Raw genomic sequence first — 25,341 nt, 5'->3', positions numbered from 1 at the left:
ATGGCAAAAATCATAGCAGTAACCAATCAAAAAGGTGGCGTTGGTAAAACGACTACTTGCGTTAATTTAGCAGCATCCTTAGCGGCGATGAAACGTCGAGTGCTGTTAATTGATCTTGATCCACAAGGTAATGCAACAACAGGTAGCGGTTTTACCAAAGAAGAATTAGACACCAGTGTTTATGATGTATTGATTGGTTCTCATGGCGTAAAAGAAGTCATGAAAAAAAGCATGCCTGGGGACTACTGGGTATTGCCTGCTAATGGTGATTTAACTGGTGCGGAAGTCGTTTTACTAGATTTACCAAGTAAAGAAACACGCTTACGTGCTGGTTTGTATGAAGTCGACAATGACTTTGATTATATATTGATGGATTGTCCGCCTGCATTGAATATGCTGACTGTTAATGCGTTAGCTGCTTCACAGGGAGTTTTGATTCCGGTGCAGTGTGAGTATTACGCGCTAGAAGGATTGACCGCTTTACTGCAAACAATTGAGCGTATTACTCAGGCATTAAATCCCTCTCTAGAGGTCGAAGGTATTTTACGAACCATGTATGATCCTCGTCCTAGTTTAACTCACGATGTTTCTAGCCAACTCCATAAACATTTTGGTTCCAAAGTGTATGATACTGTGATTCCTCGAAATATTCGTTTGGCGGAATCACCAAGTTACGGCTTGCCAGTTTTACATTATGAAAAACAATCTCGAGGCGCTATTGCTTACTTAGCATTGGCCGGTGAGTTTATTAGAAAATCTGTCGCATAATTATTGTGTTATAAGCGTACTTTGATACCAATTAGGGTTAATGAAATGACGATGAAAAAAAGAGGCCTAGGTCGTGGCTTAGATGCATTATTGGCACCACAATCGACGCCAACTAATGAGGCTGAAAGTGGCTCAAACAATGAGCAAATTAAAGGTCTTACTTATTTACCAGTAGAATGGCTTTCTAAAGGGAAATTCCAACCTCGTCGTGACATGAATCCTTCACAATTAGAAGATTTGGCTGCTTCCATTCGAACCCAAGGCATCATGCAGCCAATTGTTGTACGACCAAATGGTCATAATCAATATGAAATCATCGCCGGTGAACGCCGTTGGCGAGCTGCCAAATTGGCGGACTTAACACAAGTACCTGTGATTGTGCGCCATGTCGAGGACGCTGATGCTGTCGTGCTTGCTCTGATCGAAAATATTCAACGCGAAGACCTAAACCCCGTTGAAGAAGCCTTGGCACTACAGCGTTTAGTTGAAGATTTTCACCTTACTCAACAAGAAGTTGCCGATACCGTTGGTAAATCTCGCTCGACAGTAGCAAATTTATTGCGATTACTAGGTTTAACACCAGAAGTACGTCGTTTATTAGAACATGGTGATATCGAAATGGGCCATGCTCGAGCGTTATTGCCATTAGAGCATGACAAACAAATTCAAGCAGCGTCACAAGTTGTCACTAAATCTTTGTCTGTTCGTGAGACGGAACGATTAGTGAAAAACTTTCAAGTCGTTGATAAAAATGAAGATAACAAACCATCTCTGCCTGATTTAAGTGCAGAAGCTGAACGCATTAGCCAAAAGATTAATGCAGCGGTGAAAATACAGCCTTCAGCAAAAGGAAAAGGTAAGCTTGTCATTGAGTATAGAAACCCTGAGCACCTAGAACTCTTGGTTAGCGAGCTCCTGGCTGGGAAATGAAGCAATTCGTGACAAGTGCTTTTTTCTATCTAGACAAGATGAGTAGAAACTGATCCCACTATCCGTTTTAAGTTGAACACAGCCGCCATAACCCATATAATGCCTCGAATTTTGTAAATCATCACATTGATTGCACTTTTATTGTGCAAAAAGAGAGTTTGTAATGGAGGCAAATAAGCCACTAAGCGCCAGTGCAATGATTAGCGCTAAAAAGAAGGCTGTGTTTCGTTTTCTTTTATTGCAATTAATGCTCACTTTTTTTGTTTCTTTGGGAATCTTTTACATAGTTAATGGTCTGTATGGGTACTCTTTTTTATTAGGAGGGCTGACCAGCATACTACCCAATGTTTATATGGCTTGGCGGGTGTTCGGCCATAAAAGAATTTTGCCTGCGAAAGAGGTTGTTAAATCTTTTTATAGAGGAGAGGCTGGTAAGCTGGTTTTAACTGTCTTACTGCTATCACTGGTGTTTATTCTGGTGAAACCTCTGGCCGCTGGAAGCTTTTTTGCGGGCTTTAGTTTAGCAATTTTGAGTCACTGGCTCAGCCCTGCTGTTATTCGTTAATTTAACGAACAGTGGGCGCGTGGTTTTTATCATTAAAAGAGCGTGGATATAAATATGGCAAGTGAAAATCCAACAGCTTCGGAGTACATAAAGCATCACCTTCAGAATTTGACCTTTGGTCAGCATCCTGATGGTAGCTGGGGTATTGCGGAGACATCTAAGCAAGCTGCAGACATGGGCTTTTGGGCGATTCACCTAGATACAATGGGGTTCTCTATTGGTTTGGGTATTTTGTTCTTAGCAATGTTTCGTTTTGCAGCGAAGAAAGCGTCAGTAGCGACTCCTACAGGCCTACAGAATTTTGTAGAGCTTATGGTTGAGTTCGTTGATAACTCAGTCAAAGAAAGTTTCCATGGCAAAAGTAAAGTTATCGCTCCATTAGCGTTAACCATTTTCGTATGGATATTTTTGATGAACTTAATGGATTTGGTACCAGTTGATTTCATCCCTAGAATTGCTACGGATGTTTTTGGTATTGAGTACTTTAAGATAGTACCGACAACTGATATTAATGCCGCACTAGGTATGTCTTTGTCTGTCTTCTTCTTGATTATTTTCTATAGCATCAGCATTAAAGGGTTTGGTGGGTTCATGAAAGAACTCACATTACAGCCTTTTAATACACCAATCATGATTCCATTTAATTTTGTTTTGGAAATGGTTGGGCTATTAGCAAAACCTGTGTCATTGGCATTGCGATTATTCGGTAACTTGTATGCCGGTGAATTGATCTTTATCTTGATTGCTCTTTTGCCTTGGGGCGTTCAGTGGGCTTTGTCTGTACCATGGGCAATTTTCCACATACTAGTCATAACACTGCAAGCTTTTATCTTCATGATGTTGACTATTGTATACCTGAGCATGGCTCACGAAGAACACTAAGATATTGTTATATATAGTAATAATTTTTTTAAACTTGAATCTAAAACTGTAAAATCTAGGAGTTAAAATGGAAACTGTAGTTGGTTTAACTGTTATCTCTGTAGCAATCCTTATCGGCTTGGCTGCATTGGGTACAGCAATTGGCTTTGCTATCTTGGGTGGCAAATTTCTTGAAGCAAGTGCGCGTCAACCAGAACTTGCGCCAATGCTACAAACCAAAATGTTCATCGTTGCAGGTCTTTTGGATGCTGTATCTATGATTGGTGTTGGTATCGCGTTGTTCTTCACTTTCGCTAACCCATTCATTGCTCAGGTTGCTGGCTAATACGTCGCTTGATTGTAAGTGATTTATTTTTTGAACGACTAGAGCGAGGATATTAGCGTGAACTTGAATCTCACACTTATAGGCCAAGCTATTTCGTTTGCCATTTTTGTCTGGTTCTGCATGAAATTTGTGTGGCCACCAGTGATTGCTGCGCTCGAAGAGCGTAGCAAGAAAATAGCAGACGGCTTAGAAGCAGCGAACCGCGCTTCCCGTGATCTTGAGTTGGCACAAGAACAAGCCGACCAGATTTTACGCGAAAGCAAAGACAACGCGGCCGAGATTATTGAACAAGCCAACAAACGTGCGAACCAAATGATCGACGAGGCGAAAGAGCAGGTGATTGCCGATGGCAAACGTCTGCGCGAAGCAGCTCAAGCAGAGATCGAACAAGACGTTATGCGTGCTAAAGAAGCATTGCGTGCTCAAGTTTCTGTTCTTGCATTTGCTGGTGCCGAGAAGATTTTGGGAGCCACCATTGACGAAAAAGCACATAGCGAGATCGTTGAACAGCTCGCCAAAGAGCTTTAAGCGAGGGTCTAATGGCTGAATTAAAAACAGTCGCGCGACCGTATGCGAAAGCCGTTTTTGAAGTTGCTAAAGAGCAAGGTCAAATTACTGAGTGGGCTGATATGTTAAGCATATTAGCTGCTGTAACAGTAGAACCTAAGCTTAAACAGGCGCTTAAAAATTCGGCTTTTAGTGCGGAAGAGAAGGCAAACGCTCTAGCGGACGTTTGTGCAGAAGTAGCTACAGAGCAAGGTAAAGCATTTTTGCTTACCCTTGCAGTGAATAAGCGTTTATCGCTTCTTCCTATGATTTCTGAGCTATTTTTACAGTTCAAACTGAATTTCGAAAAAGCCGTAAATGTTGAATTTACGTCTGCATTTGAACTTACAGCAGAACAAACACAAGCATTAGCCGCTTCATTGGCGAAAAAGTTGGATCGTACAGTCAACTTAACCAGTGAAACAGACGCAAGCCTACTTGGTGGCGTGGTTATTCGTACAGGTGACTTAATCATCGACGGTTCAGTTCGCGGTAAATTAGCGAAACTGGCCGAGGCGATAAACTCCTAGCGTTTCGTTAAATCGAAACCAGGGTTGAGGAATTTAGCATGCAGCAACTGAATCCATCTGAGATCAGCGAGATTATCAAGAAGCGCATCGAGAACCTCGATGTATCTTCTGATGCCCAAAATGAGGGCACAATTGTCAGCGTGGCAGACGGTATCGTTCTGATCCACGGTCTGGCAGATGTTATGTACGGGGAAATGATTGAATTCCCTGGTGGTGTTTATGGTATTGCTTTGAACCTAGAGCGTGACTCTGTCGGTGCAGTAGTACTTGGTAAATACCAAGACCTTGTAGAAGGTCAAAAAGTGAAATGTACAGGTCGTATACTGGAAGTTCCAGTAGGTCCTGAATTGCTTGGTCGTGTTGTTGACGCATTGGGTAACCCAATCGACGGCAAAGGCGCAATCGATGCAAAATTAACAGATAAAGTTGAAAAAGTGGCTCCAGGCGTTATCGAACGTCAGTCCGTTGATCAACCGATTCAAACTGGTTACAAAGCAATTGACGCCATGGTGCCAATTGGTCGTGGTCAACGTGAGTTGATCATCGGTGACCGTCAGATTGGTAAGACTGCTCTAGCAATCGACACCATTATTGCTCAGAAAGATTCTGGCATTAAATGTGTGTACGTAGCGATCGGTCAGAAACAATCTACTATTGCTAACGTTGTTCGTAAGCTTGAAGAAGCTGGCGCAATGGAATACACCACAGTAGTAGCCGCTGGCGCATCTGATCCAGCAGCAATGCTTTACATAGCGCCATACACTGGCTGTACTATGGGTGAATATTTCCGTGACCGCGGTGAAGATGCATTGATCATTTATGATGATTTGACCAAGCAAGCTTGGGCTTACCGTCAGATCTCTTTGCTTCTACGTCGTCCGCCAGGTCGTGAAGCCTACCCAGGTGACGTATTCTATCTTCACTCTCGTCTTCTTGAGCGTGCATCACGTGTAAACGTTGAGTACGTAGAGAAATTCACCAATGGTGAAGTGAAAGGCAAAACAGGTTCTTTGACCGCATTGCCAATCATCGAGACTCAAGGTGGTGACGTATCTGCATTCGTACCAACCAACGTTATCTCCATTACAGATGGTCAGATATTCTTGGAAACGAGCGCGTTTAACTCGGGTATCCGTCCAGCGATGAACGCCGGTATTTCGGTATCTCGTGTAGGTGGTGCAGCACAAACTAAGATCGTCAAGAAACTTGGCGGTGGTATTCGTCTTGCATTGGCTCAGTACCGTGAATTGGCGGCTTTCGCTCAGTTCGCATCTGACCTAGACGAAGCGACTCGTAAGCAGCTAGAGCACGGTAAACAGGTTACTGAACTGATGAAACAAAAGCAGTTCTCTCCTATGTCTGTAGCTGATATGGGCGTAGTTCTTTACGCTGCTAATGATGGCTTCCTTGAAGATGTTGAAACAAGCAAAATTGCTAGCTTTGAAAAAGCATTGTTAGGTTACATGAACAGTGAACACACTGATCTTATGGCTGACATTAACAAAACTGGTAATTTTAACGGCGAGATTGAAGCGACATTTAAAGCGGCAATCGAGAAGTTTAAAGCGACGCAAACTTGGTAATGAGTTTGGTGGCAAGCTAATTAGCCTGTCACCACTTTCTTGCAGTTTGTGAAATAACATTCTCACAAGGGCAGTTCTATTATGGCAGTCGGAAAAGAGATACGCACTCAGATTTCGAGCATTAACAATACGCGTAAAATTACTCGTGCTATGGAAAAAGTAGCAGCAAGTAAAACGCGTAAAGCTCAGGATCGTATGGCCGCTTCTCGTCCGTATGCGGAACGAATTCGCCAAGTAGTTGGTCATTTGGCCAACGCGAATCCTGAGTATAAACACCGTTACCTTACCGAGCGTGAGGCGAAGCGTGTTGGTTATATCGTAGTCTCTTCTGACCGTGGTTTATGTGGTGGTTTGAACGTTAACGTGTTCAAAAAAGCCATTAAAGATATGAAACAGTTTGCTGATTCTGGTGTTGAAATCGACATCTGTGCGATTGGTAGTAAAGCCGTTTCATTCTTTCGTAACTACGGCGGAAATGTAGCAGCAGCCTTCACCGGTTTAGGTGATGCACCAAAAGCTGACGACTTAGTCGGCAGTGTTAAGGTGATGCTAGACGCATTTGATGAAGGTCGTATTGATCGTCTTTATGTGGTTTCAAATGAGTTCGTGAATACCATGACTCAAAACCCGACGGTTGAACAACTTTTGCCATTAAAAGCGGAAGAGAATACAGAGTTACAGCACCACTGGGATTACATCTACGAACCAGAGCCTGTTGAAATTTTAGACGGATTATTGGTTCGCTATATTGAATCTCAAGTATATCAGTCAGTGGTTGAGAATATTGCGTGTGAGCAAGCAGCTCGTATGATTGCGATGAAGAACGCAACAGACAACGCCGGCGATATCATTGATGAATTACAGTTGGTGTACAACAAGGCTCGTCAAGCAGCGATTACTCAGGAAATTTCTGAGATAGTCAGCGGCGCGGCAGCGGTTTAAGGTATTTAGGTATTTAAGAGGATCCGAACATGAGTAGCGGACACATCGTACAGGTTATCGGTGCTGTTATGGACGTGGAATTTCCACGTGATAGCGTGCCAAAAGTATATGATGCCCTGACCATTGAGGGTAAAGAGTTGGTGTTGGAAGTTCAACAACAACTAGGCGACGGTATTGTTCGTACCATCGCAATGGGTTCTACTGACGGTATTAAACGTGGTTTGGTTGTTGAAAACACAAACAAGCCAGTTTCTGTACCAGTTGGTACTCAAACACTAGGACGTATTATGGACGTTCTAGGTAATCCGATTGACGAAAAAGGCCCAATCGGCGAAGAAGAGCGTTGGTCAATTCACCGTTCAGCTCCTTCTTATGCTGAGCAGTCTTCTAGCAACGAATTGCTAGAAACAGGTATCAAGGTTATCGACCTTGTTTGTCCTTTCGCGAAAGGTGGTAAAGTTGGTCTGTTTGGTGGTGCCGGTGTAGGTAAAACCGTAAACATGATGGAACTTATCCGTAACATCGCTATCGAGCACAGCGGTTACTCTGTATTCGCTGGTGTTGGTGAGCGTACTCGTGAAGGTAACGACTTCTACCACGAGATGACTGACTCGAACGTAATCGACAAAGTATCTCTTGTATACGGCCAAATGAACGAGCCACCAGGTAACCGTCTTCGTGTTGCTTTGACTGGTTTGACAATGGCTGAGAAGTTCCGTGACGAAGGTCGTGACGTACTTTTCTTCGTAGATAACATCTACCGTTACACGCTAGCGGGTACAGAAGTATCTGCATTGCTAGGTCGTATGCCATCTGCGGTAGGTTACCAGCCTACACTTGCTGAAGAGATGGGTGTTCTTCAAGAACGTATCACCTCTACTAAGACTGGTTCTATTACGTCTGTTCAAGCGGTATACGTACCTGCGGATGACTTGACTGATCCATCTCCAGCAACAACCTTCTCTCACTTGGACGCAACGGTTGTATTGTCTCGTGACATCGCATCTTTGGGTATCTACCCAGCGATCGATCCTCTAGATTCTACTTCACGTCAGCTTGACCCACTTGTTATCGGTCAAGAGCATTACGACGTAGCTCGTGGCGTACAGATGGTATTGCAACGTTACAAAGAATTGAAAGACATCATCGCAATCTTGGGTATGGACGAGTTATCTGAAGAAGATAAGCAAACGGTTAACCGTTCTCGTAAAATCCAGCGTTTCTTGTCTCAGCCTTTCTTCGTAGCAGAAGTATTTACAGGCGCACCTGGTAAGTATGTTTCTTTGAAAGACACGATTCGTGGCTTTAAAGGCATCTTGGATGGTGAGTTTGATGATCTTCCAGAGCAAGCGTTCTACATGATTGGTAGCATCGACGAAGCCGTCGAGAAAGCTAAGAAACTTTAACCATCACGCGTAGTAAAAGCGTCTAACGGCGCTTTTACTAAGTATGACTAAGAGAGGCAACTTATGGCTATCACAGTACACTGCGATATCGTAAGCGCTGAACAAGAGATTTTTTCCGGCTCGGTCCAATTTCTTGTGGCTTCAGGATATAATGGTGACTTAGGTATTATGCCTGGTCACGCTGCATTATTGACGACTTTAGAAGCTGGTCCTGTTCGTGTGGTTAAAGAAAATGGTGACGAAGAGGTTATCTTCGTGTCCGGTGGCTTCCTAGAAGTTCAACCGCACCGTGTCACCGTCTTGGCTAACACAGCCACTCGTGCAAGAGACCTAGACGAAGAAGCTGCAGTGAAAGCGAAAGAGCATGCGAAAGAGCTCATAGCTAATCAGCAAGCTGATGTCGACTATTCTCGTGCAACTGCGGAATTAGCAGAAGCTGTTGCGCGTTTGCGTACGATTCAGCAGTTCCGCGAACATAAGTAAGCGGCAACGTTGAGTTTGAAGTCAAAAAAAAGCAGCTTTCGAGCTGCTTTTTTATTGCCTGTTATTTGAGTGCAATGTTGTTTTTTAGAGCATCTTCCACAAAGTATCGAAGATGATCTGCTGGGCTTTGGCGATGTCTTTTGACTCCAACACCACGGCAGAAGGGAAGTTGTTACTCGCCAAAGAGATGATTGCACACTTTGGTGGGTAGATAGCGATATAACTGGCATCAACCGACCCTTCCGTTTTAATCCACTTACGTTCTGATAATTCCGCTTCTTCGCCACCATCCCCCAGAGCAATTACTTTTACGTTAATACCAAGCTTTACACGCTGCTTTGTGTAGTTTGGGAAAGGGCGATATAAGAAGGGTCGAATCGGTTTAGAAGAAAACACACAATATTCTTTATGGTCTTGTTGCGACACCACGTTTAAAATATCGCGCAAAACCCACTCTATACCGTCGTCGCCTTCATAATAGCGAACATGAGTTTGATGATAATCCGGTTGCTGCTGATGCAAATTCGGAATAATCGTATTTTTTAGGTTATCGATGGTTTTGTTCAGGCGGTTACGTTTTTCTTCCGCTAGGTTTAATAGAATATCAGGGTTTTCAGCGGTAAAAAGTCGACGCTTTCCTTTTGGAAAATAACTCACGATGCCTTTGCTTTGTAGCTGTTTTAATGACTCATAGGTTGTGCCACGGTTAATGCCGCTGTGCTCTGCAATATCTCGAATGGAAGAAGGCCCTAGTTTTAATAGCGTTTGGTAAAGTTGCGTTTCTCTTGGTGTTAAACCAAGCATTTCAAAAGCTTGCTGAATCATACGGCTCACAGTACATAGTAATTATTTAGAGAATGTAATCTGTATTTTCTAAGTTCACAGAATACACTTATTGACATAAAAAGCGCAGGACGATCTGGCTGCGAGGAGAGAAAAGTGACAAACGATCAACGATTTGGTGGCATCCGCCGTTTATATGGCGATGCCGCATACGAGCTTTTTACTCAAGCTCGTGTTTGCGTTATCGGTATTGGTGGTGTTGGATCTTGGGCGGCAGAAGCTCTGGCTCGTTCCGGTATTGGTCACATTACGCTGATTGATATGGACGATGTTTGCATTACTAACACCAATCGCCAAATTCATGCTTTAGACGGTAATATCGGCCAGTCAAAAGTCGATGTGATGGCAGAGCGAATTAAATTGATTAGTCCTGATTGCCAAGTAGAGTCTGTTGAAGACTTTATTACCCCTGAAAACATCTCTGAGCTGCTTTCAGAGCCGTTTGACTACATTATCGACTGCATAGACAGCATCAAACCAAAAGCCGCTCTAATGGCGTGGAGTAAGAGCAATAAGCGCAAAGTGATTACTGTTGGTGGTGCGGGTGGTCAAATTGATCCGACGAAAATCTTAATTGGTGATCTTTCAAAAACGGAAAAAGACCCGCTCGCGGCGAAGTTACGTAACTTTTTGAGACGGTATTACAACTTCACCCGTAATCCCAAGCGCCGCTTTGATATCGAATGTGTCTATTCCACCGAGCAATTACGATACCCGCAAGGGGACGGTACGGTTTCTCATCAACGCTTAAAAGGCGATACAGAAACCAAAATGAACTGTGATACCGGCTTTGGCGCCAGCACTGCAGTGACCGCTTCCTTTGCGTTTGTCGCGGTGTCGAGAGTGTTGGAAAAACTGGCGCAAAAGGCGAATTAAGCAATGACACCGACAACCATGACTTTTTTTGAACGCTTTGAGGCCGATATTCTATCTGGCAAGAAGACCATTACTTTACGCGATGAAGCGGAAAAGCACTATGTTCCCGGTTCGGTTGTAACCGTATCTACCTTCGAAGAGGGTCGTGAGTTTTGTCGTTTAAAAATAGTGTCTGTTGAGCCTGTCTTGTTTGACGCTTTAATAGATTATCATGCCGAGCAAGAAAACATGACGCTGGCTGAATTAAGGGGCGTGATTCAAGCCATTTACCCAGGGATTCAACAGCTGTTTTTGATCTCTTATCAGCTGGTTGATGCATGACAGACAAGCAGATACTGCTCATCTATGACAAAGAATGTCCTGCTTGCCATTTTTATTGCCAGGTCGTTCGCATACGTCAGAATGTCGGTGAGTTAGTACTGATTGATGCGAGAGAACATCCTGAAGTGTTGAAAGAAATCACCGCACAGGGCTTGGACATAGATCAAGGCATGGTGTTGAAAATGGCTGGACAGCTCTACTATGGTACGGATGCCATTCACCTTTTAGCCTTGCTTAGCGGTCGGTCTGGGGTGTTTAACCGCTTGAATTATTGGTTGTTTAGCTCCAAAAAAGTCGCTGCTCTTTTGTATCCAATATTAAGATCCTGCCGTAATGTGTTATTAAAAATCTTGGGCAAGACGAAGATTAATAACCTAAAGCAAGATGGTAACGATAGGTTCTAACGAGTATGTCGTTATATTTAAATAGAAGGTTATCTTGAAATAAATCAGCAATTTTTTACAAGAATTTTTTTACCCGAACGGCTAGCGTTAGGCTGAACTGATGTTTACTTGGAGGCTGGATGCACGCCAACGAATTCTGCAACGTTTTTACCTGCCAAACCTTAGGTGGGCTGGAAATGATAGAAGCGCATTTTACCGAGACGGTATTTGGTAAGCATGCTCACGCAAGCTTTGTTATTTCTGTAGTGGATGCTGGCGTGATGTATTTTAGTCATCGTGGTGAGAGTCATAATACCTTGCCAGGACAGCTTTCAATTGTGGCGCCAGATGAATTGCACACAGGCTCTAAAGGCAAAGGTGAGGGCTGGCGTTATCGTGCATTATATCCGTCTGAAGAGCGTATGAAAGAGCTTAATCACTCATTGTTTGGCACGGCACAAACGCCTTACTTTCGTCAAAGTGTGATCAACGATGCTCGCCTCAGCCTGCAGATGCGAAGTTTGTTAGATAAGCTTACCTGCGGCTCTGAAGCCTTGGACCTGGAAGAGCATTGGGAGAGGCTGCTGGTGAACCTGTTACTGCAGCAAAGCCAATGCCCTAGCAAGCTAACTTTTAGTAAGGCACAGTCCAATATTGAATCGGTACGTGATTTATTGGCGGATTGTTACCAACAAAAGCTGTCGCTTGATGAGATCGCACAGCAGGCTGGCATCAGTAAATTTCATTTAATCAAAGAATTTAAGCGCTACTTTCAGCTGACGCCGCATCAATACCAAATCCAACAACGTTTGAATCACGCTCGAGCTCAACTAAAGCGTGGTTTTAGTGCTGTCGATATCGCGCTCAACTGTGGCTTTCATGATCAAAGTCATTTCACTAAGGCTTTTGTGAGTGCTATGGGGATTACGCCATCGGCGTACCGACAGCAATTTTTTACAAGATAAAAGCTAACTAGCTGATTAAAGTGATGCTCTCAATCGTGAGTGAGTAAAATCATGGAAAATCAACTAGCGTTTTTGGCTATTTGCCTTGCATCGGCATTATCACCTGGACCAGGCGGTCTAGCGGTTGTGAGTAGCAGTATTAATCAGAGCTTGCGTGGGACTTTGCCGATGATTTTTGGCATTGCCGTAGGCTTAATGTTTGCTTCTTTACTGGCCAATACATGGCTGTTAGCCGTGATTCATTCGAGTAAGCAAGCGTTTCAAATTATGACGTGGCTTTGCTGTGCTTATATCGCCTATTTAGGGTGTAAGGCACTGTATTATGCCAATAGCGAAATGACCATAGCTGCAAAGGGTTACAGCTTTAAAAATGGGGTGTTGATCTCGTTATTGAATCCCAAAACATTGGTATTCTTTGGAGCATTGTTCCCGATGTTTGTACCATCTAATGAGCGTTTTTTGACCTATGCTATATTGCTTACGACTGAGCTGGTGGTGATTACCTTGATCATCCATGTACTCATTTCTTCAGCTATAGATAAAGTGTCTCATTTATTAAAGCACCACATAGTGCTGATCAATCGTATTACAGGCTTGTTATTTATTGGTTTGGGTATAGCTGGCTTTATTGTTTAGTGGCCTGTATTTTTTCTAAAATCGCCAATACACCATTGGTTCTGGAGCTGGTGAGGTAACTTGATAAGTTAAGTTCTCCCAGCTCTGACTTTAGGTCCATTTTCTGAATAGCCGCGAGTGTTTTTCCTTCTACCAAGCTCAATATGGCTATTAGCAAACCGCGCATAAGTTTGGCGTCGCTGTCGGCTTTGAAATGACGCTGGCCATCTTTTTCTTCAATGATTAGCCAAACCGCGCTTTCGCAGCCTTTCACTTTGTTCTCTTCGGCTTTCTCTTCTGGCGTTAAACGCGTTAATGTTTTGCTTAACGTCACGAGCGTTTTAAAGGTTTCTTCTTTGCTTCGGCATGCTTGTAGTTGTTGTTTTATGTCTTTGGAGTTTACTAAATCAGTCATCGCTTGTTACTCATCATTTAATAAGTCTATGGCGTCGAGTAGAACGTCGCAGAAGCGGTTAGCTTCTTCCATGGTGTTATAGCAGGCGAAGGAGGCACGCAAGGTTCCGGCAACACCAAGTTGTGCCATTAACGGATGGGCACAGTGACTGCCAGCTCTAACAGCCACACCTTGGCTATCTAGATAAGCATTCAAATCTAAGATATGAATATTGGGTACACTTAGCGAAACCAAAGTTGTGTTTTTCTCGGGCGAATAAATCTCGATACTGCCTTCTTTATGTAGACGCGCATAAGCGTGAGCGGCGAGGGATTGTTCCCAAGCTAACAAGGCGAGACGATCCTGCGCATTAAGAAAGTCACAGGCAGCTGCTAAGCCAATAACCCCTTCAATGTGTGGTGTTCCTGCTTCTAAACGATAAGGTAAAACATTGAATTCAGTCGCTTGGTAGGAAACATGGCGCACCATTTCTCCACCCGTTTGGTAGGGCATCAAGACTTCCAATGCATGACTTTTACCATATAAAACCCCAATACCTGTTGGACCGTACATCTTGTGGCCAGAAAAAACATAGAAGTCGCAATCCAGTGTTTGTACATCAACAGGATAGTGCGCCACGGCTTGAGCACCGTCGACAAGGGTAAATGCGCCTTGTTGCTTGGCGTGATCCAGCATAGTTTGTAGCGGTGTGCTGGCGCCAATGGCATTGGAAATTTGCGTCGCGGCAAAAATACGCGTGCGATCGGTGAAGTAATGGCTGAATTCAGGTTCCCATTCGCCATTGGACGTTAATGGCAGAATACGTAATCGAGCGCCCGTACGAAAGGCCAATTGCTGCCAAGGCACCAAATTAGCGTGATGTTCTAAACTGGTGATGAGGATTTCATCTCCGCTTTCGAGTATATGTTCTAAGCCAAATGCGACAGTGTTGATGGCTTCTGTCGCGCCTTTTGTCCAGATCACGTGGCTTTGTTCGGGGGCATTAATAAAGCTGGCGACAATTTCTCTGGCCTGCTCAAAACGGTTTGTAGCTCGGTCGCTCAGGAAGTGCGCACCTCGATGAACATTGGCGTTGAAATTTCGATAATAGTCCTGAATCGCATCCAATACAGGCAAAGGTTTTTGAGTAGTCGCTGCATTATCCAAATAGGTTAATGGATGATCATAGGCCGATTGCGCCAGAATAGGGAAAAGGTGACGAAGCGAGGAAGGGTCAAAAGCCATGGATACTCTACTTTATGTTTGAACAATGAGCTGATTTTAACCGATGATAGATTGATTAAAAGCGATGTAATCAGCCTTAAATTGATGAAATTGTACCTTAACCCCCATCAAAATCGTGAATTATTGGGCTTTTACTTGCGTTTTTTAAAGACAGCTATAATGATTGAGAACAGATACTAGATGACAAACTAGAAAAGGTACAAAACGGTGGCGGATTTTTTATATAAAGGTGTGGTGGATTGGTTTTTGGATCAGATGTCGCAAGAGGCCATAGTGCCCGGTGATAAAATGCCATCCTTGCGAGCTTTATCGAAACAGTTGAGCCTTAGTTTAAATACGGTCATTCATGGCTATGAGTTATTAAGCGAAGATGGTTGGATCGAATCTCGTCCTAAATCGGGCTATTTTGTTTGTCACCGCAGTGAGACAAAACCAGCTTTGTTACTGGCAGGTGATTCGCTACGAGAGTTAACCAATGATGGTACCAAACCTGCTTGGTCGTGTCTTGCGCATCGTGGTGCTTTGGTGGATCAAAGCGAAGCGTTCTTAAACTCTGTATCACGCCAAGAAGAAGATCATCTCCCAGTACTAGGAAAAGGCCATTTAGCGGCTCGTGAAGCCGTTAGTGAGCATTTAAAAGGGCTGGGTATCAAAGCGCATGCTTCTCACCTTTGGCTAGGGTATTCGCCTTTAGCTATGTTTACTCAAACCGTGCAAACACTGACTCAACGTGGTGATAACGTGTTGGTGTTAACACCTTGCGACCCTAGAATTACCACCACCTTGCAGAGCTTAGGGCGACAAGTAATAACCCTGACAGCAGGTGAGCGTGGCGTTGATTTAGACTTAGCTATCCGTTGTTTGCGCGATAAATCCATTCGTCTGATTGTATTACCTGGGCAGTTCTCATTCCCTACGGGTCAGTTGGTGAGTAATTTAAGTTTACGTCGTTGGTTGGCAATTATCGAAGAAACCAAGTTACCAGTGATTGAGTGGGACTTATGTTCTCATTTGGCGTATCGCGCTGGCTCCATGATGACCTATAAATCATTGGACTCGTCTGATCATATTGTTTACATCGGCGGTGTGGAATCAAAAGGCGTAGACCGTTCGGCAAGCTGGTGTTTGCCAGGTAAGCATCAAGCTTTGTTGGAAGGGGCCTTTTTAGGCGCAGACATGGCGTTGAGCAATGCCCAGCAAGCGGCACTAAGTGATGCATTACAGCCAAATAGCAAACGTTCATTAACCAGACGTGCTCGAGATGTTTGGGCTAATTCGGAACGTGTTAAAGCGCATTTGGAAGCGCGACTTGGCGAGAAAGTCAGCTTTGCTGCCAGCAAAGGTGGTATGTCACTTTGGATGCGTTTGTCGAAACCATTAGAGGTTTCCAGTATGACGGCATTATTAGCCAGCTTTCGACATGCTATTGTGCCTGGTGCTTTAGTGAGCCATGAAGCGGATGCGAGTAACTGGTTGGCGGTCAATGTCACCTTGGATGATGTGGAGCCATTAGCAAAAGCCTTGGCGGATCATTTGACGGATGATGAAGTTGAGTCTGAGGCTGAGCCAGTTAAAGAGGCAATGAGTGAAGAGTCCCCTGAGGACTATGAACAAACAGAGACTGAATCTGTTGCCGAAAACCAAAAAACGGAAGAACTTGTCGACGTAATAGAAAGCGACTTAGCACAGCCTGAGAAAGAAGAGAAAAAGTCTCGTCATACAACAAGCGAGCCACTTTATAACCCAATGTTGGATTTGATTAACCATGATTTTGGTTAATCGTTGTTAAGAGAGACAATTTAAAAAGGCGCTTTTAAAGCGCCTTTTTTATGCTTTTTAGCATATTGTTGTGATCTTTGTAGTCTAGCGGAATTTGTGTCAGCTTATCGCCTATCAATAAAGCTAAAGAAGGAAAGGAGTTCAAGCCAAGGTGTCTTGCTTGTTCTATTTCTTCTTCTAACAAGCGTTCATTCTTAATGTGTTGCATGTTTTTTTGGAAGCCTTCTGGGTTCATGCCTATGTGCTCAGCGCACTTAATAAGCGTGTCCAGGTCCGACGGGTTTTTAGCATTCAGATAATACGCTTCTTGGATAGCGTGATACATCTCTTCTTCTAATCCAGTATCTCGTGCCGCATAACACGCTCGGCAGGCTGGATAAGTTGAACGGCGAGGCGTTGTGGTTCGCCAAAAATCAAAATTAAAGTCGCTGCCGAGAGTGGCTTGAATGTTTTTCCACGTAGCTTCTAGCTTGAGCTTCATGTCATCTGACATGGCAATATCTGAATCAACAGCAAGACCGCCAAGCATAGGTTGAATGGTTAATTGATCTTGATCGATTAACGGTTGCAAGGCTTTTTGTAGCTTGGTCCAGGTAGGTCGAAAACCCCAACACCAACTGCACATAGGGTCATAGCAATAAATAAGTGTGGCAGTCATTGAAAAATCTCTATCGAAAAAAACGAGGCGTCTAAAGTAGCAGGCTTTTCGGCTATTACACAACTAGTAGACATTGGAGGCATAAAAAAACGGCCACAAGGTGAATTGAAGCCGTTTTTAATGAGCACATGTTTCATGTGTAGTAATAAGAAATTAGCCTTTTAAAATAGCCGCAATCGCATTACATAAAGGTTCCATGTTGTCGTGAGTCATACCTGCAACACTGATGCGTCCTGATCCAACAATATAAATACCGAACTCTTTACGCAGCTGAGCCACTTGATCAGGGGTAAGGCCAGAAAAAGAGAACATGCCTTGTTGCTGCGAAATGAACGAGAAATCTTGGCTAACGCCTTTGATTCTTAAGGTATTTACAAACAAGCTGCGCATTTCGTGAATACGAGTACGCATGGCTTTGACTTCGCTCTCCCACAATGCGAACAGTTCTGCATCATTAAGGATTTCAGCAACGACAGCAGAGCCATGGGATGGTGGGTTGGAGTAGTTGGTACGAATACAGCGTTTTACTTGTGTAAAGGTAGCTTCTGCTTGCTCTGTGGTTTCACACAGAATAGTAAGAGCGCCAACACGTTCGTTGTACAAACCGAAGTTTTTAGAAAATGAGCTTGCAATTAGCATCTCAGGAACGTGCTCTAAGAAAGTACGCAGGCCTTGAGCGTCTTCTTGCAAGCCTTGACCAAAACCTTGGTATGCGAAATCAAACAATGGCAAGAAGCCTTGCTTGCTACAAAGCTTAGCAAGCTGGTACCACTGTTCTGGTGTTGGATCTATGCCAGTTGGGTTGTGACAGCAACCATGAAACAGAACTACATCGCCTTCAGGTACTTGAGACAGGCTGGCAAGCATGGCTTCAAAGTCTAAGGATTTGCTGTCGGCATCATAATACGCGTAGCTGCCGACTTCTAAGCCGACTGATTGGAAAACAGACTGGTGGTTTGCCCAAGTTGGGTTACTGACCCAAATTGTGGCTTCTGGTAAATGTTTCTTAATAAATTCTGCTGCAACGCGTAATGCGCCTGTGCCGCCAGGAGTGTGGGCTGTTTGAGCAAGTTGCTTGGTAATAATAGGGTGATCTTTACCAAATAAAAGCGCTTGCACGGCAGATCGATAAGCGGGTGCGCCTTCGATACTGAGGTAACTTTTGGTTGTTTCTCGAGCCAACAAGCGTTCCTCGGCTTGTTTGACGGCCTTCAAAATTGGTGTATTGCCTTGTTCGTCTTTGTATACGCCAACGCCCAAGTTGATCTTATCGGGATTGGAATCATTTTTGTAAGCGTCATTTAGACCAAGAATTGGGTCTGCAGGAGCAGCTTGGATATGTTCAAACATGGTAACTCCCCAAAAGGGTTATTGTCTTTTTTTATTATGGATTAGAAGATATAAAAATCAGACTGTATGGTACTCCAAGACGTGGCTGACCGCCATAAGTTGGAGTAAAAGGGGAAGGAATTAGCGTACGAATTGGTCGCAAAAAAGACGATTGGTTTTTTTGAGAGAATAAACCGTCTAGACCTAACCTGATGTTAGGTCTGATTTGTTTGCCTAGTACCTCAGATCAGTAGGGTGAAATTAATCGTCCCAACCGTTTGAGATATCCTGATGCAGACGTTTTTCTTCTAAATGCTGTTCAATTGCACGTCTGGCTTTTAACATACGCGCTGCGTCTTCCTTTTGATTCCGTTCTTTTGTTTCGTTCTCCAAACTAATGGAAGCATGCATTATGTCGGTTTTTACTTCAGTTAATGTTTCAGCAAAATCGCTCATCGTTATACCCTTTTGGACGTTCGACGACATTGAAATACACAGATCACTGTCATCGACTGTTAAAAAAAGTCAAAATAGACAGACAACATATTTTTCAAGTTAATAAAAAACTCAAATCGATCAAAAATCAACCTATTTTTACGTGTTTTTTATGACAAATTTATTAATTAATCATGGCGGAATGCAATGGACGTTTCTTTTATCCTCGATTCACTGAATGACAAGCAGCGTGAAGCCGTTGCCGCACCTTTACAGAATAGCCTTGTTCTGGCGGGGGCGGGATCAGGTAAAACCCGAGTCTTAGTGCACCGTATTGCATGGTTAATGCATGCTTATGAACTGTCGCCTTACAGCCTGATGGCAGTGACTTTTACCAACAAAGCGGCTCGTGAGATGCAAGGTCGTATAGAACAACTGGTGGGAGTGCCTCCTCAAGGTATGTGGGTTGGTACTTTTCACGGTTTAGCGCATCGTTTATTGCGCGCCCATTGGCGCGATGCGGGACTAAAAGAAAACTTCCAGATAATGGACAGTGACGACCAATTACGATTAATCAAACGCATTATGCGTGAACTCAATATCGACGACACGCGCTGGCCGCCTAAGCAAGTGTCTTGGTTTATTAACGCGCAAAAAGACGAAGGCCGCCGAGCAGCCCATGTGCCAGACAGTCATGATCCTTTTTCCAAAGGCATGCGTGAGCTGTATTACCATTATGAAGAAGCTTGTGAACGTGGTGGATTATTGGACTTCGGCGAATTGCTGCTTCGTGCTCATGAGCTGATGCTCAGCACGCCAGCGTTATTGCGTCATTATCAAGATCGTTTTCGTCATGTGCTGGTGGACGAGTTTCAAGATACCAACACCATTCAATACGCGTGGTTACGTATCATGGTCGGCAGTGAAGGCACGATTACCGCCGTGGGCGATGATGACCAGTCAATTTACGGCTGGCGTGGCGCGAAAATTGAAAATATTCAAAACTTCACCAAAGATTTTAAAGACGTTGGCACCATCCGATTGGAGCAAAACTATCGCTCAACTGGTCATATTTTGAACGCCGCCAACGGCTTGATCAAACACAATGATGATCGCCTAGGGAAAGAGCTTTGGACCGACAGCGGTGAAGGCGATCCAATTTCTCTCTATGCGGGATTTAACGAACAAGACGAAGCGCGCTTTATTCTTGGCATTATCAAACAATGGCGTGACAAGGGAACGTCTCTGACGGACATGGCGATTTTGTATCGCTCTAATGCTCAGTCTCGAGTTATTGAGGAATGCCTTGTTAGGGAACAGATTGCTTATCGAATTTATGGTGGACACAGGTTCTACGATCGTCTTGAGATCAAAAATGCTTTGGCTTATGCCCGTTTGGCATTGGATCCGAATGACGATGGCGCGATGGAACGAGTTATCAACGTACCGCCTCGTGGTATTGGTGAACGCAGTATTGGTACCTTGCGTGAAATTGCACGAGATAATGGCTGTTCTATGTGGCAAGCCGCGCAGGAAGTGGTACGTCAGTCCTTAATGACAGCGCGAGCAACGAATGCCATTAAAGCATTTTTACATCTAATCGAAGGCTTGAGCACGACCGTTCAGCAACCCGATTTGAACTTGAACGATATTTTTGAACAAATTATTGAAGAAGCAGGCTTGATTCCTTTCCATGAAAAAGAAAAAGGCGAGAAAGGCGAAGCGCGAATCGAAAACTTAAAGGAGTTGGTTGGTGCGGCTGGCGGATTCAGCTGGAGCGACGAGGACGAAGAGTTTAGTTCTCCGTTGATGGCGTTCTTGGACAAAGCGGTATTGGACGCGGGCGATGCGCAAGCGGACGAGTACCAAGATGCAGTGCAGTTGATGACATTACATTCGGCGAAAGGACTGGAGTTTCCACTGGTATTCTTAACGGGCGTGGAAGAAAACGTTTTTCCAAGCAAGATGTCTTTTGAAGAGCCGGGTCGTCTCGAAGAAGAACGTCGACTTTGCTATGTGGGTATTACTCGGGCGATGGAAAAGCTTTACATCACCTACGCGGAATCGCGTCGTTTGTTTGGTAGTGAATCGTTTAACAGCCCTTCGCGCTTTATCAAAGAGTTACCGCAGGAATGCTTGGAAGAAGTACGTCTTCGCTCACAAGTCAGCCGTCCTGTGTCTTTGCAACGTCCTGATTACAACTTTGAAAAGAACAAACTACAAAACAGCCGCACCTTGAACAATTACAAAGAGCCAGAAGTCACGGTAAACATGGGCGATCGAGTGAATCATCCGGTGTTTGGTGAAGGCTTAGTGATCAACTATGAAGGCCAAGGCCCGCAAGCCCGCGTTCAGGTTAACTTCGACGATGAAGGCACCAAATGGCTCGTGTTGTCGTTTGCTAAATTGGAAGTTTTGTAGCTTTGGTTTAACTTAGTTAGTCCTTGGTTAAAGTGATAATGAGTAAGAGAATATTTGTATCGGCTTTGGATGTTGGTATAAGTCTCTAACTCATTTTTTGAGTTATGTTAATCAGGAGGCGATTCCATTCTTATCTCTTTAGCTTGTTCAAGTGCAGGATTAAAAGAGTGGTGAGGCTGTTGATCGATTATTATCAAATCAAAATCTGAAATTTGGGCAAAGCATTCTCTAGATGTTTTCCCAAATTTAGTGCTGTCAACCAGTAGAATCTTCCGTTTTGCTCTCTTCATGGCAAGTTTTTTCATGGCTATTTTATTAGCGTCAAAATCCAGAATAGACCCATCAGTTTCGATTGCTGAGCACCCTATTAAGGCGTAATCAAAACGCATTTTGTCTAGTTGTTCAGTAGTTTGAGACCCTGTTAATGAACCATCTTTACCACTTATTTTTCCGCCAATGACATAAATATTTTCATTGCCTGACTTCTGAAAGCTCATTGCGGTAGCGCATGACGAAGTGTGTATGTTGAGAGTTTTACCTTTTACTGCGATTAAAGATGCTGTTTCTACTGTTGTGCCAAAATCAAGATAGATGTCTGCTTTCAATGGTATAACTAATGAAAGAGTATGACCTATTGCTATTTTTCCAGAGGTGTTAACTATTTGTTTCTGTATATAGCCTGACCTCTTAGAAGATGATAGCGTTCCTGCTCCCCCATGGAATCTCTCTACTAAGTGCAGATTATCCATCAGAATGATGTCTCTTCTGACTGTTTGTTGAGATACCTCAAACATGGATGCGAGAGCTTCAATCGTAACGAAACCACTTTCTTCTATAACTGAAAGTGCCTCTTTCTGTCTTTTATTTAGTTGCTCTGTTGTCATTTTTAAACTTCCGCTCATTACTTTTCGAGTCAAAAAATATTTTCTTGGTGACTTGGTGATTTACAAAATACAAAATGTAATCATTCTTACATTTTTAGAATTAATAAGTCTGGACGGAGTAATTGTAAAACTCTTACCGAATGTCCGTATACTGTTAATTTAAACGCGTCGTTTTCTAACTATGTCAAAAAGTTTGATGGCTTAAGGTAATCGTAGTGGAATTAATATATGCACTGTATAGAGTAAATGAACATACTACTGATATGGCTGTAGAGATAGCCTTTAACAAGGCTACCATGAGTTTTACCTTACTTGGATAGCACTTATAAAAATTTATTAATTATAGTGATAATATTCTATAAATGTAATTAAAGTGACATTTTTAAAGTCTATATTTGTAATCTAATTTACAAAAATGGTTCGATCTAAGAATGTCTTCTATTATGGAATTACGTGATGTTACACGTTGTTTTGACTCCAATACCGTACTTGATCATGTGTCAATAAAGGTTGAGCAAGGGAGCTTTACTGCGTTACTTGGAGCATCAGGCTGCGGTAAATCCACCAGCTTACGGATCATGGCTGGTCTTGACCGGCCTACTTCAGGTGAAGTGCTGCTTAATGGTCGTGATGTGAGGGGCCAAAATGCCTATGAGCGTAATGTTGCGATGGTGTTCCAGTCGTATGCCCTCTATCCGCATTTGACCGTTGCTCAGAATATTGCGCTACCTCTTACCATGCGCCATTTATCCAATTTGGGTCGTATGCCGCTCCTTGGCTCCTTTGTACCCGGTGCGACGGAGGCTCGTCGTACGATCATGAACAAAGTCGTAGATGCAGCGAAGTCGTTGGGATTAGAGGAGTTATTAGATCGAAAACCTGGCTCACTTTCAGGCGGACAAAAACAACGTGTTGCTCTTGGGCGAGCATTGGTACGTGACCCTGCACTGTTTCTGTTAGATGAACCGCTTTCCAATCTTGATGCACGGCTTCGAATTCGCATGCGAAGTGAAATTAGCTCGCTGCATCGTCTTACTGGTAAAGCCTTTGTGTATGTCACGCATGATCAGACTGAAGCAATGGCAATGGCTGATCAGATTGTAGTGATGATAGGGGGTCAGGTTGCTCAGGCTGGTTCACCGCGTGACCTGTATGAGCGTCCTGTACACCGTGATGTTGCGGCATTTATTGGTCATAACGCGATTAATTTTCTTGAACCAGGTGATGGTATTAATGCCGGAGACTCAATTGTCGGCCTTCGTCCAGAAGATCTTACTCCTAACACAGCAGGTTCATTGTCTGCCAAGTTAGAAGCTTCTGAGTATCTGGGTTCCGAGATCATGCTGAGTTTACGTAGCAGACGAGGCACCGAATTCCGTGCGATAGCGCCGGGCGACTATATTGTACCGACGATTGGCAGTGATATACGCCTTGCTTACGAGCCCCAGCGTGTGCATTTATTCGATGCAGTAACGGGAAAGCGTAAGTCGGGGGTCAAACATGAAGCTGTCACTTGAAAAACGTCAGACCCTGACGAATCTCTGGCTGGTTGGCCCCGCCACGCTTGCTATGGTTCTTTTTATTTTTCTGCCCGTTGCGATTGTTGCCGTTTTGTCTTTCACGGATTACCAATTTGGTGCTAAGACGTTCAATTGGAGTTGGTTAGATAATTATATAAAACTGTTTTCTTCGAGTATTGGGCGTCGTGCGATTACCAATACACTCATCTATGTTGCCGTTGTTATTCCGTTTTCGGTTGGCTTTGGGCTACTTGTAGCGATGGGCTTATTTCGCATGGGAAGCTGGGCGCCAAGGTTTTCCAATGTGTTGAAAACGGTCTACTTTTTGCCAATAGCATCCACACTAGTGGCTATGTCAGTCGCATGGCAAATGCTGTTGCATCCGTCACTTGGTCTTATTAATCAGGTATTAGTTGCTTTTGGTGCTGAGCCTCATAATTGGCTGAGTGATCGTGGTTTGGTGCTTTATACCTTGTCTATGATAGGTGTCTGGAGCAGCGTTGGTTACAACATGATCCTGTTTTTGGCTGGTCTCGCTGCTATCCCATCTGAGCTGTATGACGCTGCCGAAGTAGATGGAGCTGGCAGTAGCTGGTCGCGCTTTTGGACTGTTACTTGGCCAATGTTGGGGCCCACAACCTTGTTCGTTATGGTAATTACGGCAACCAATGCATTTCGTGTATTTGAAACAGTTGCTACCATGACTCGAGGCGGCCCTGCTTTTGCCTCCGATACACTTGTTTATGCGTTATATCGCGAGGGTTTTGTCTATTTCAAGGCTGGTTATGCCAGTGCGATTACCATGGTGTTTTTCGCTTTTTTGTTGATGTTAACCTTGTTGCAGTTTTGGGTCATTGAAAAGCGAGTGCACTACAAATGAAACCAACTTTTATTAACCGCATTATTTCGTCAAGCTTTTTGGTGGCCGGTGCCGCCGTGATTCTATTACCTTTTGTGTGGATGTTGTCTCTGGCTTTTAAGCCACGTGACGAGATTTTTTCGACCTCAATACAGCTTTTGCCTTCACGTCTAGAATGGAGCAACTTTATCTTTGCTCTGACGGAAACCAATATCCCGTTATTTCTGTGGAATGGTACGGTGGTCGTACTTGGCATATTAGTGTTTCAGGTGATGTTTGCTGTACCGTGTGCCTACGCTTTGACGCAACGACGCTTTCTTGCGCGTAAGCTGATTTTTGGTTTGGTTATGATTGCGCTGATGGTGCCTTTTCATGTGACGGCGATTCCAATCTTTCTTGGATTTGCTCAAGTTGGCATCCTCAACACCTATTGGGCTCTGATTTTGCCTTTCATCCCTACAGCGTTTGGCATTTTTCTTTTCCGGCAGTTCTTTGCGCAGCTGCCGTCTGATTTGTTTGATGCTGCGCGGGTTGATGGGCTTAGTGAAACAGCCATTGTTTGGCGTATTGCTTTTCCTTTGGCGCTTCCAGCCGCAACCGCTTTCGCTATCTTTTCGGTGACAACTCATTGGAATGATTTGTTCTGGCCAATGATTGCCACAACGGATCCCAATCTAGCGACCCCTCCACGGGGTATTTTGTACTTTCGTGATGAGGAGTCTGGTGACAACGTTGGTCCGCTCATGGCCGCTGCATTTATCGTCACAGCACCACTAGTCATTCTTTTCCTTATGGCGCAACGCAAATTCATTCAAGGTCTCGCTTCTGGGGGGATAAAAGGGTGAAGTTCGTAA

General features: G+C 43.9%; 28 protein-coding genes. 21 read left to right on the top strand and 7 right to left on the bottom strand.

Going from position 1 to position 25,341, the window contains the following annotated elements; translation table 11 throughout:
* The 11 genes from JSY38_RS09175 (at position 1) to JSY38_RS09125 (ending at position 8,960) form a co-directional block, all read left to right on the top strand.
* A complete protein-coding gene (locus tag JSY38_RS09175) occupies positions 1 to 768 on the top strand; it encodes a ParA family protein (RefSeq protein WP_114410481.1) in 768 nt (255 codons plus the stop codon).
* Between the two features lie 45 nt (positions 769 to 813).
* Positions 814 to 1,698 carry a ParB/RepB/Spo0J family partition protein gene (locus tag JSY38_RS09170; RefSeq protein ID WP_114410480.1) on the top strand — a complete coding sequence of 295 codons (885 nt, stop codon included), beginning with the start codon at positions 814 to 816 and terminating at the stop codon, positions 1,696 to 1,698.
* Positions 1,699 to 1,861: 163 nt separating this feature from the next.
* Complete coding sequence (locus JSY38_RS09165; protein WP_114410479.1) at positions 1,862 to 2,263, top strand: ATP synthase subunit I; 402 nt, start codon at positions 1,862 to 1,864, stop codon at positions 2,261 to 2,263.
* Positions 2,264 to 2,317: 54 nt separating this feature from the next.
* Positions 2,318 to 3,145 carry a F0F1 ATP synthase subunit A gene (gene atpB / locus JSY38_RS09160; RefSeq protein WP_205116579.1) on the top strand — a complete coding sequence of 276 codons (828 nt, stop codon included), beginning with the start codon at positions 2,318 to 2,320 and terminating at the stop codon, positions 3,143 to 3,145.
* A gap of 67 nt (positions 3,146 to 3,212) precedes the next feature.
* Positions 3,213 to 3,470 (top strand): F0F1 ATP synthase subunit C, encoded by a 258-nt coding sequence (gene atpE, locus JSY38_RS09155; protein ID WP_087610906.1) that lies wholly within the window; start codon positions 3,213 to 3,215, stop codon positions 3,468 to 3,470.
* Between the two features lie 57 nt (positions 3,471 to 3,527).
* A complete protein-coding gene (locus tag JSY38_RS09150; protein WP_110576211.1) occupies positions 3,528 to 3,998 on the top strand; it encodes a F0F1 ATP synthase subunit B in 471 nt (156 codons plus the stop codon).
* Positions 3,999 to 4,009: 11 nt separating this feature from the next.
* Positions 4,010 to 4,546, top strand: coding sequence for a F0F1 ATP synthase subunit delta (locus JSY38_RS09145; RefSeq protein ID WP_205116577.1), 537 nt, complete (start codon positions 4,010 to 4,012; stop codon positions 4,544 to 4,546).
* A 38-nt stretch (positions 4,547 to 4,584) separates the two neighbouring features.
* Complete coding sequence (atpA, locus tag JSY38_RS09140) at positions 4,585 to 6,129, top strand: F0F1 ATP synthase subunit alpha (RefSeq protein ID WP_114410476.1); 1,545 nt, start codon at positions 4,585 to 4,587, stop codon at positions 6,127 to 6,129.
* Positions 6,130 to 6,210: 81 nt separating this feature from the next.
* Positions 6,211 to 7,071 carry a F0F1 ATP synthase subunit gamma gene (atpG, locus tag JSY38_RS09135; RefSeq protein WP_114410475.1) on the top strand — a complete coding sequence of 287 codons (861 nt, stop codon included), beginning with the start codon at positions 6,211 to 6,213 and terminating at the stop codon, positions 7,069 to 7,071.
* 29 nt (positions 7,072 to 7,100) lie between these two features.
* Positions 7,101 to 8,477, top strand: coding sequence for a F0F1 ATP synthase subunit beta (gene atpD / locus JSY38_RS09130; RefSeq protein ID WP_114410474.1), 1,377 nt, complete (start codon positions 7,101 to 7,103; stop codon positions 8,475 to 8,477).
* A 63-nt stretch (positions 8,478 to 8,540) separates the two neighbouring features.
* Complete coding sequence (locus tag JSY38_RS09125; protein WP_114410473.1) at positions 8,541 to 8,960, top strand: F0F1 ATP synthase subunit epsilon; 420 nt, start codon at positions 8,541 to 8,543, stop codon at positions 8,958 to 8,960.
* A gap of 84 nt (positions 8,961 to 9,044) precedes the next feature.
* Here JSY38_RS09125 and JSY38_RS09120 read toward each other — a convergent pair whose 3' ends face one another.
* Positions 9,045 to 9,785 (bottom strand): TrmB family transcriptional regulator, encoded by a 741-nt coding sequence (locus JSY38_RS09120; RefSeq protein ID WP_110576200.1) that lies wholly within the window; start codon positions 9,783 to 9,785, stop codon positions 9,045 to 9,047.
* A gap of 114 nt (positions 9,786 to 9,899) precedes the next feature.
* Here JSY38_RS09120 and tcdA point away from each other — a divergent pair, with 114 nt between their 5' ends.
* From tcdA to JSY38_RS09095, 5 genes are all read left to right on the top strand, one after another.
* Positions 9,900 to 10,679, top strand: a complete 780-nt coding sequence (gene tcdA / locus JSY38_RS09115; protein WP_205116575.1) for a tRNA cyclic N6-threonylcarbamoyladenosine(37) synthase TcdA — start codon at positions 9,900 to 9,902, stop codon at positions 10,677 to 10,679.
* Positions 10,680 to 10,682: 3 nt separating this feature from the next.
* On the top strand, positions 10,683 to 11,000 hold the full coding sequence (yqfB, locus tag JSY38_RS09110) for a N(4)-acetylcytidine aminohydrolase (RefSeq protein WP_205116573.1): 318 nt from the start codon (positions 10,683 to 10,685) through the stop codon (positions 10,998 to 11,000).
* Positions 10,997 to 11,404, top strand: coding sequence for a DCC1-like thiol-disulfide oxidoreductase family protein (locus JSY38_RS09105; RefSeq protein WP_205116571.1), 408 nt, complete (start codon positions 10,997 to 10,999; stop codon positions 11,402 to 11,404). Before yqfB ends, JSY38_RS09105 begins: the two co-directional genes overlap by 4 nt.
* 119 nt (positions 11,405 to 11,523) lie before the next feature.
* The gene (locus JSY38_RS09100) at positions 11,524 to 12,348 is read left to right on the top strand and encodes an AraC family transcriptional regulator (RefSeq protein WP_205116569.1); all 825 of its coding nucleotides are present in this window, start codon (positions 11,524 to 11,526) and stop codon (positions 12,346 to 12,348) included.
* 51 nt (positions 12,349 to 12,399) lie between these two features.
* Positions 12,400 to 12,984, top strand: a complete 585-nt coding sequence (locus JSY38_RS09095; RefSeq protein ID WP_205116567.1) for a LysE family translocator — start codon at positions 12,400 to 12,402, stop codon at positions 12,982 to 12,984.
* Here the strand turns inward: JSY38_RS09095 and JSY38_RS09090 are convergent.
* Both JSY38_RS09090 and JSY38_RS09085 read right to left on the bottom strand, forming a co-directional pair.
* A complete protein-coding gene (locus JSY38_RS09090; RefSeq protein ID WP_205116559.1) occupies positions 12,974 to 13,378 on the bottom strand; it encodes a SufE family protein in 405 nt (134 codons plus the stop codon). The genes JSY38_RS09095 and JSY38_RS09090 overlap by 11 nt on opposite strands.
* Positions 13,379 to 13,384: 6 nt before the next feature.
* Positions 13,385 to 14,602: an aminotransferase class V-fold PLP-dependent enzyme gene (locus JSY38_RS09085; RefSeq protein WP_205116557.1), complete on the bottom strand. Its 1,218-nt coding sequence runs from the start codon at positions 14,600 to 14,602 to the stop codon at positions 13,385 to 13,387.
* A 207-nt stretch (positions 14,603 to 14,809) separates the two neighbouring features.
* Between JSY38_RS09085 and JSY38_RS09080 the strand changes: the two genes are divergently transcribed.
* On the top strand, positions 14,810 to 16,381 hold the full coding sequence (locus JSY38_RS09080) for an aminotransferase class I/II-fold pyridoxal phosphate-dependent enzyme (protein ID WP_205116555.1): 1,572 nt from the start codon (positions 14,810 to 14,812) through the stop codon (positions 16,379 to 16,381).
* A gap of 34 nt (positions 16,382 to 16,415) precedes the next feature.
* On the opposite strand, the gene JSY38_RS09075 is transcribed toward JSY38_RS09080, so the two are convergent.
* The 3 genes from JSY38_RS09075 to JSY38_RS09065 all read right to left on the bottom strand — a co-directional run bounded on the left by JSY38_RS09075 (position 16,416) and on the right by JSY38_RS09065 (position 18,824).
* Positions 16,416 to 17,039, bottom strand: coding sequence for a DsbA family protein (locus tag JSY38_RS09075; RefSeq protein ID WP_114410465.1), 624 nt, complete (start codon positions 17,037 to 17,039; stop codon positions 16,416 to 16,418).
* A 153-nt stretch (positions 17,040 to 17,192) separates the two neighbouring features.
* Positions 17,193 to 18,389 carry an amino acid aminotransferase gene (locus JSY38_RS09070; protein ID WP_114410464.1) on the bottom strand — a complete coding sequence of 399 codons (1,197 nt, stop codon included), beginning with the start codon at positions 18,387 to 18,389 and terminating at the stop codon, positions 17,193 to 17,195.
* A gap of 240 nt (positions 18,390 to 18,629) precedes the next feature.
* Positions 18,630 to 18,824: a PA3496 family putative envelope integrity protein gene (locus JSY38_RS09065; protein WP_114410463.1), complete on the bottom strand. Its 195-nt coding sequence runs from the start codon at positions 18,822 to 18,824 to the stop codon at positions 18,630 to 18,632.
* A 186-nt stretch (positions 18,825 to 19,010) separates the two neighbouring features.
* Between JSY38_RS09065 and uvrD the strand changes: the two genes are divergently transcribed.
* Positions 19,011 to 21,224: a DNA helicase II gene (gene uvrD / locus JSY38_RS09060; RefSeq protein WP_205116553.1), complete on the top strand. Its 2,214-nt coding sequence runs from the start codon at positions 19,011 to 19,013 to the stop codon at positions 21,222 to 21,224.
* Positions 21,225 to 21,331: 107 nt separating this feature from the next.
* Here uvrD and JSY38_RS09055 read toward each other — a convergent pair whose 3' ends face one another.
* On the bottom strand, positions 21,332 to 22,108 hold the full coding sequence (locus JSY38_RS09055) for a DeoR/GlpR family DNA-binding transcription regulator (protein ID WP_181858473.1): 777 nt from the start codon (positions 22,106 to 22,108) through the stop codon (positions 21,332 to 21,334).
* 431 nt (positions 22,109 to 22,539) lie between these two features.
* Here JSY38_RS09055 and JSY38_RS09050 point away from each other — a divergent pair, with 431 nt between their 5' ends.
* The 3 genes from JSY38_RS09050 to JSY38_RS09040 are packed head-to-tail and all read left to right on the top strand — an operon-like array spanning position 22,540 to position 25,332.
* Complete coding sequence (locus tag JSY38_RS09050; RefSeq protein WP_205116551.1) at positions 22,540 to 23,625, top strand: ABC transporter ATP-binding protein; 1,086 nt, start codon at positions 22,540 to 22,542, stop codon at positions 23,623 to 23,625.
* On the top strand, positions 23,609 to 24,508 hold the full coding sequence (locus JSY38_RS09045; RefSeq protein ID WP_114410459.1) for a carbohydrate ABC transporter permease: 900 nt from the start codon (positions 23,609 to 23,611) through the stop codon (positions 24,506 to 24,508). The genes JSY38_RS09050 and JSY38_RS09045 overlap by 17 nt, the downstream gene beginning before the upstream one ends.
* Complete coding sequence (locus JSY38_RS09040) at positions 24,505 to 25,332, top strand: carbohydrate ABC transporter permease (RefSeq protein WP_239544483.1); 828 nt, start codon at positions 24,505 to 24,507, stop codon at positions 25,330 to 25,332. The genes JSY38_RS09045 and JSY38_RS09040 overlap by 4 nt, the downstream gene beginning before the upstream one ends.
* The last annotated feature ends 9 nt before the right edge of the window (positions 25,333 to 25,341 follow it).

The sequence above is a fragment of the Marinomonas foliarum genome, assembly GCF_016906065.1.
Taxonomy (GTDB): domain Bacteria; phylum Pseudomonadota; class Gammaproteobacteria; order Pseudomonadales; family Marinomonadaceae; genus Marinomonas; species Marinomonas foliarum.
The sequence above is the reverse complement of the archived record's forward strand: the minus strand, read 5'-3'. Positions and strand labels throughout refer to the sequence as shown.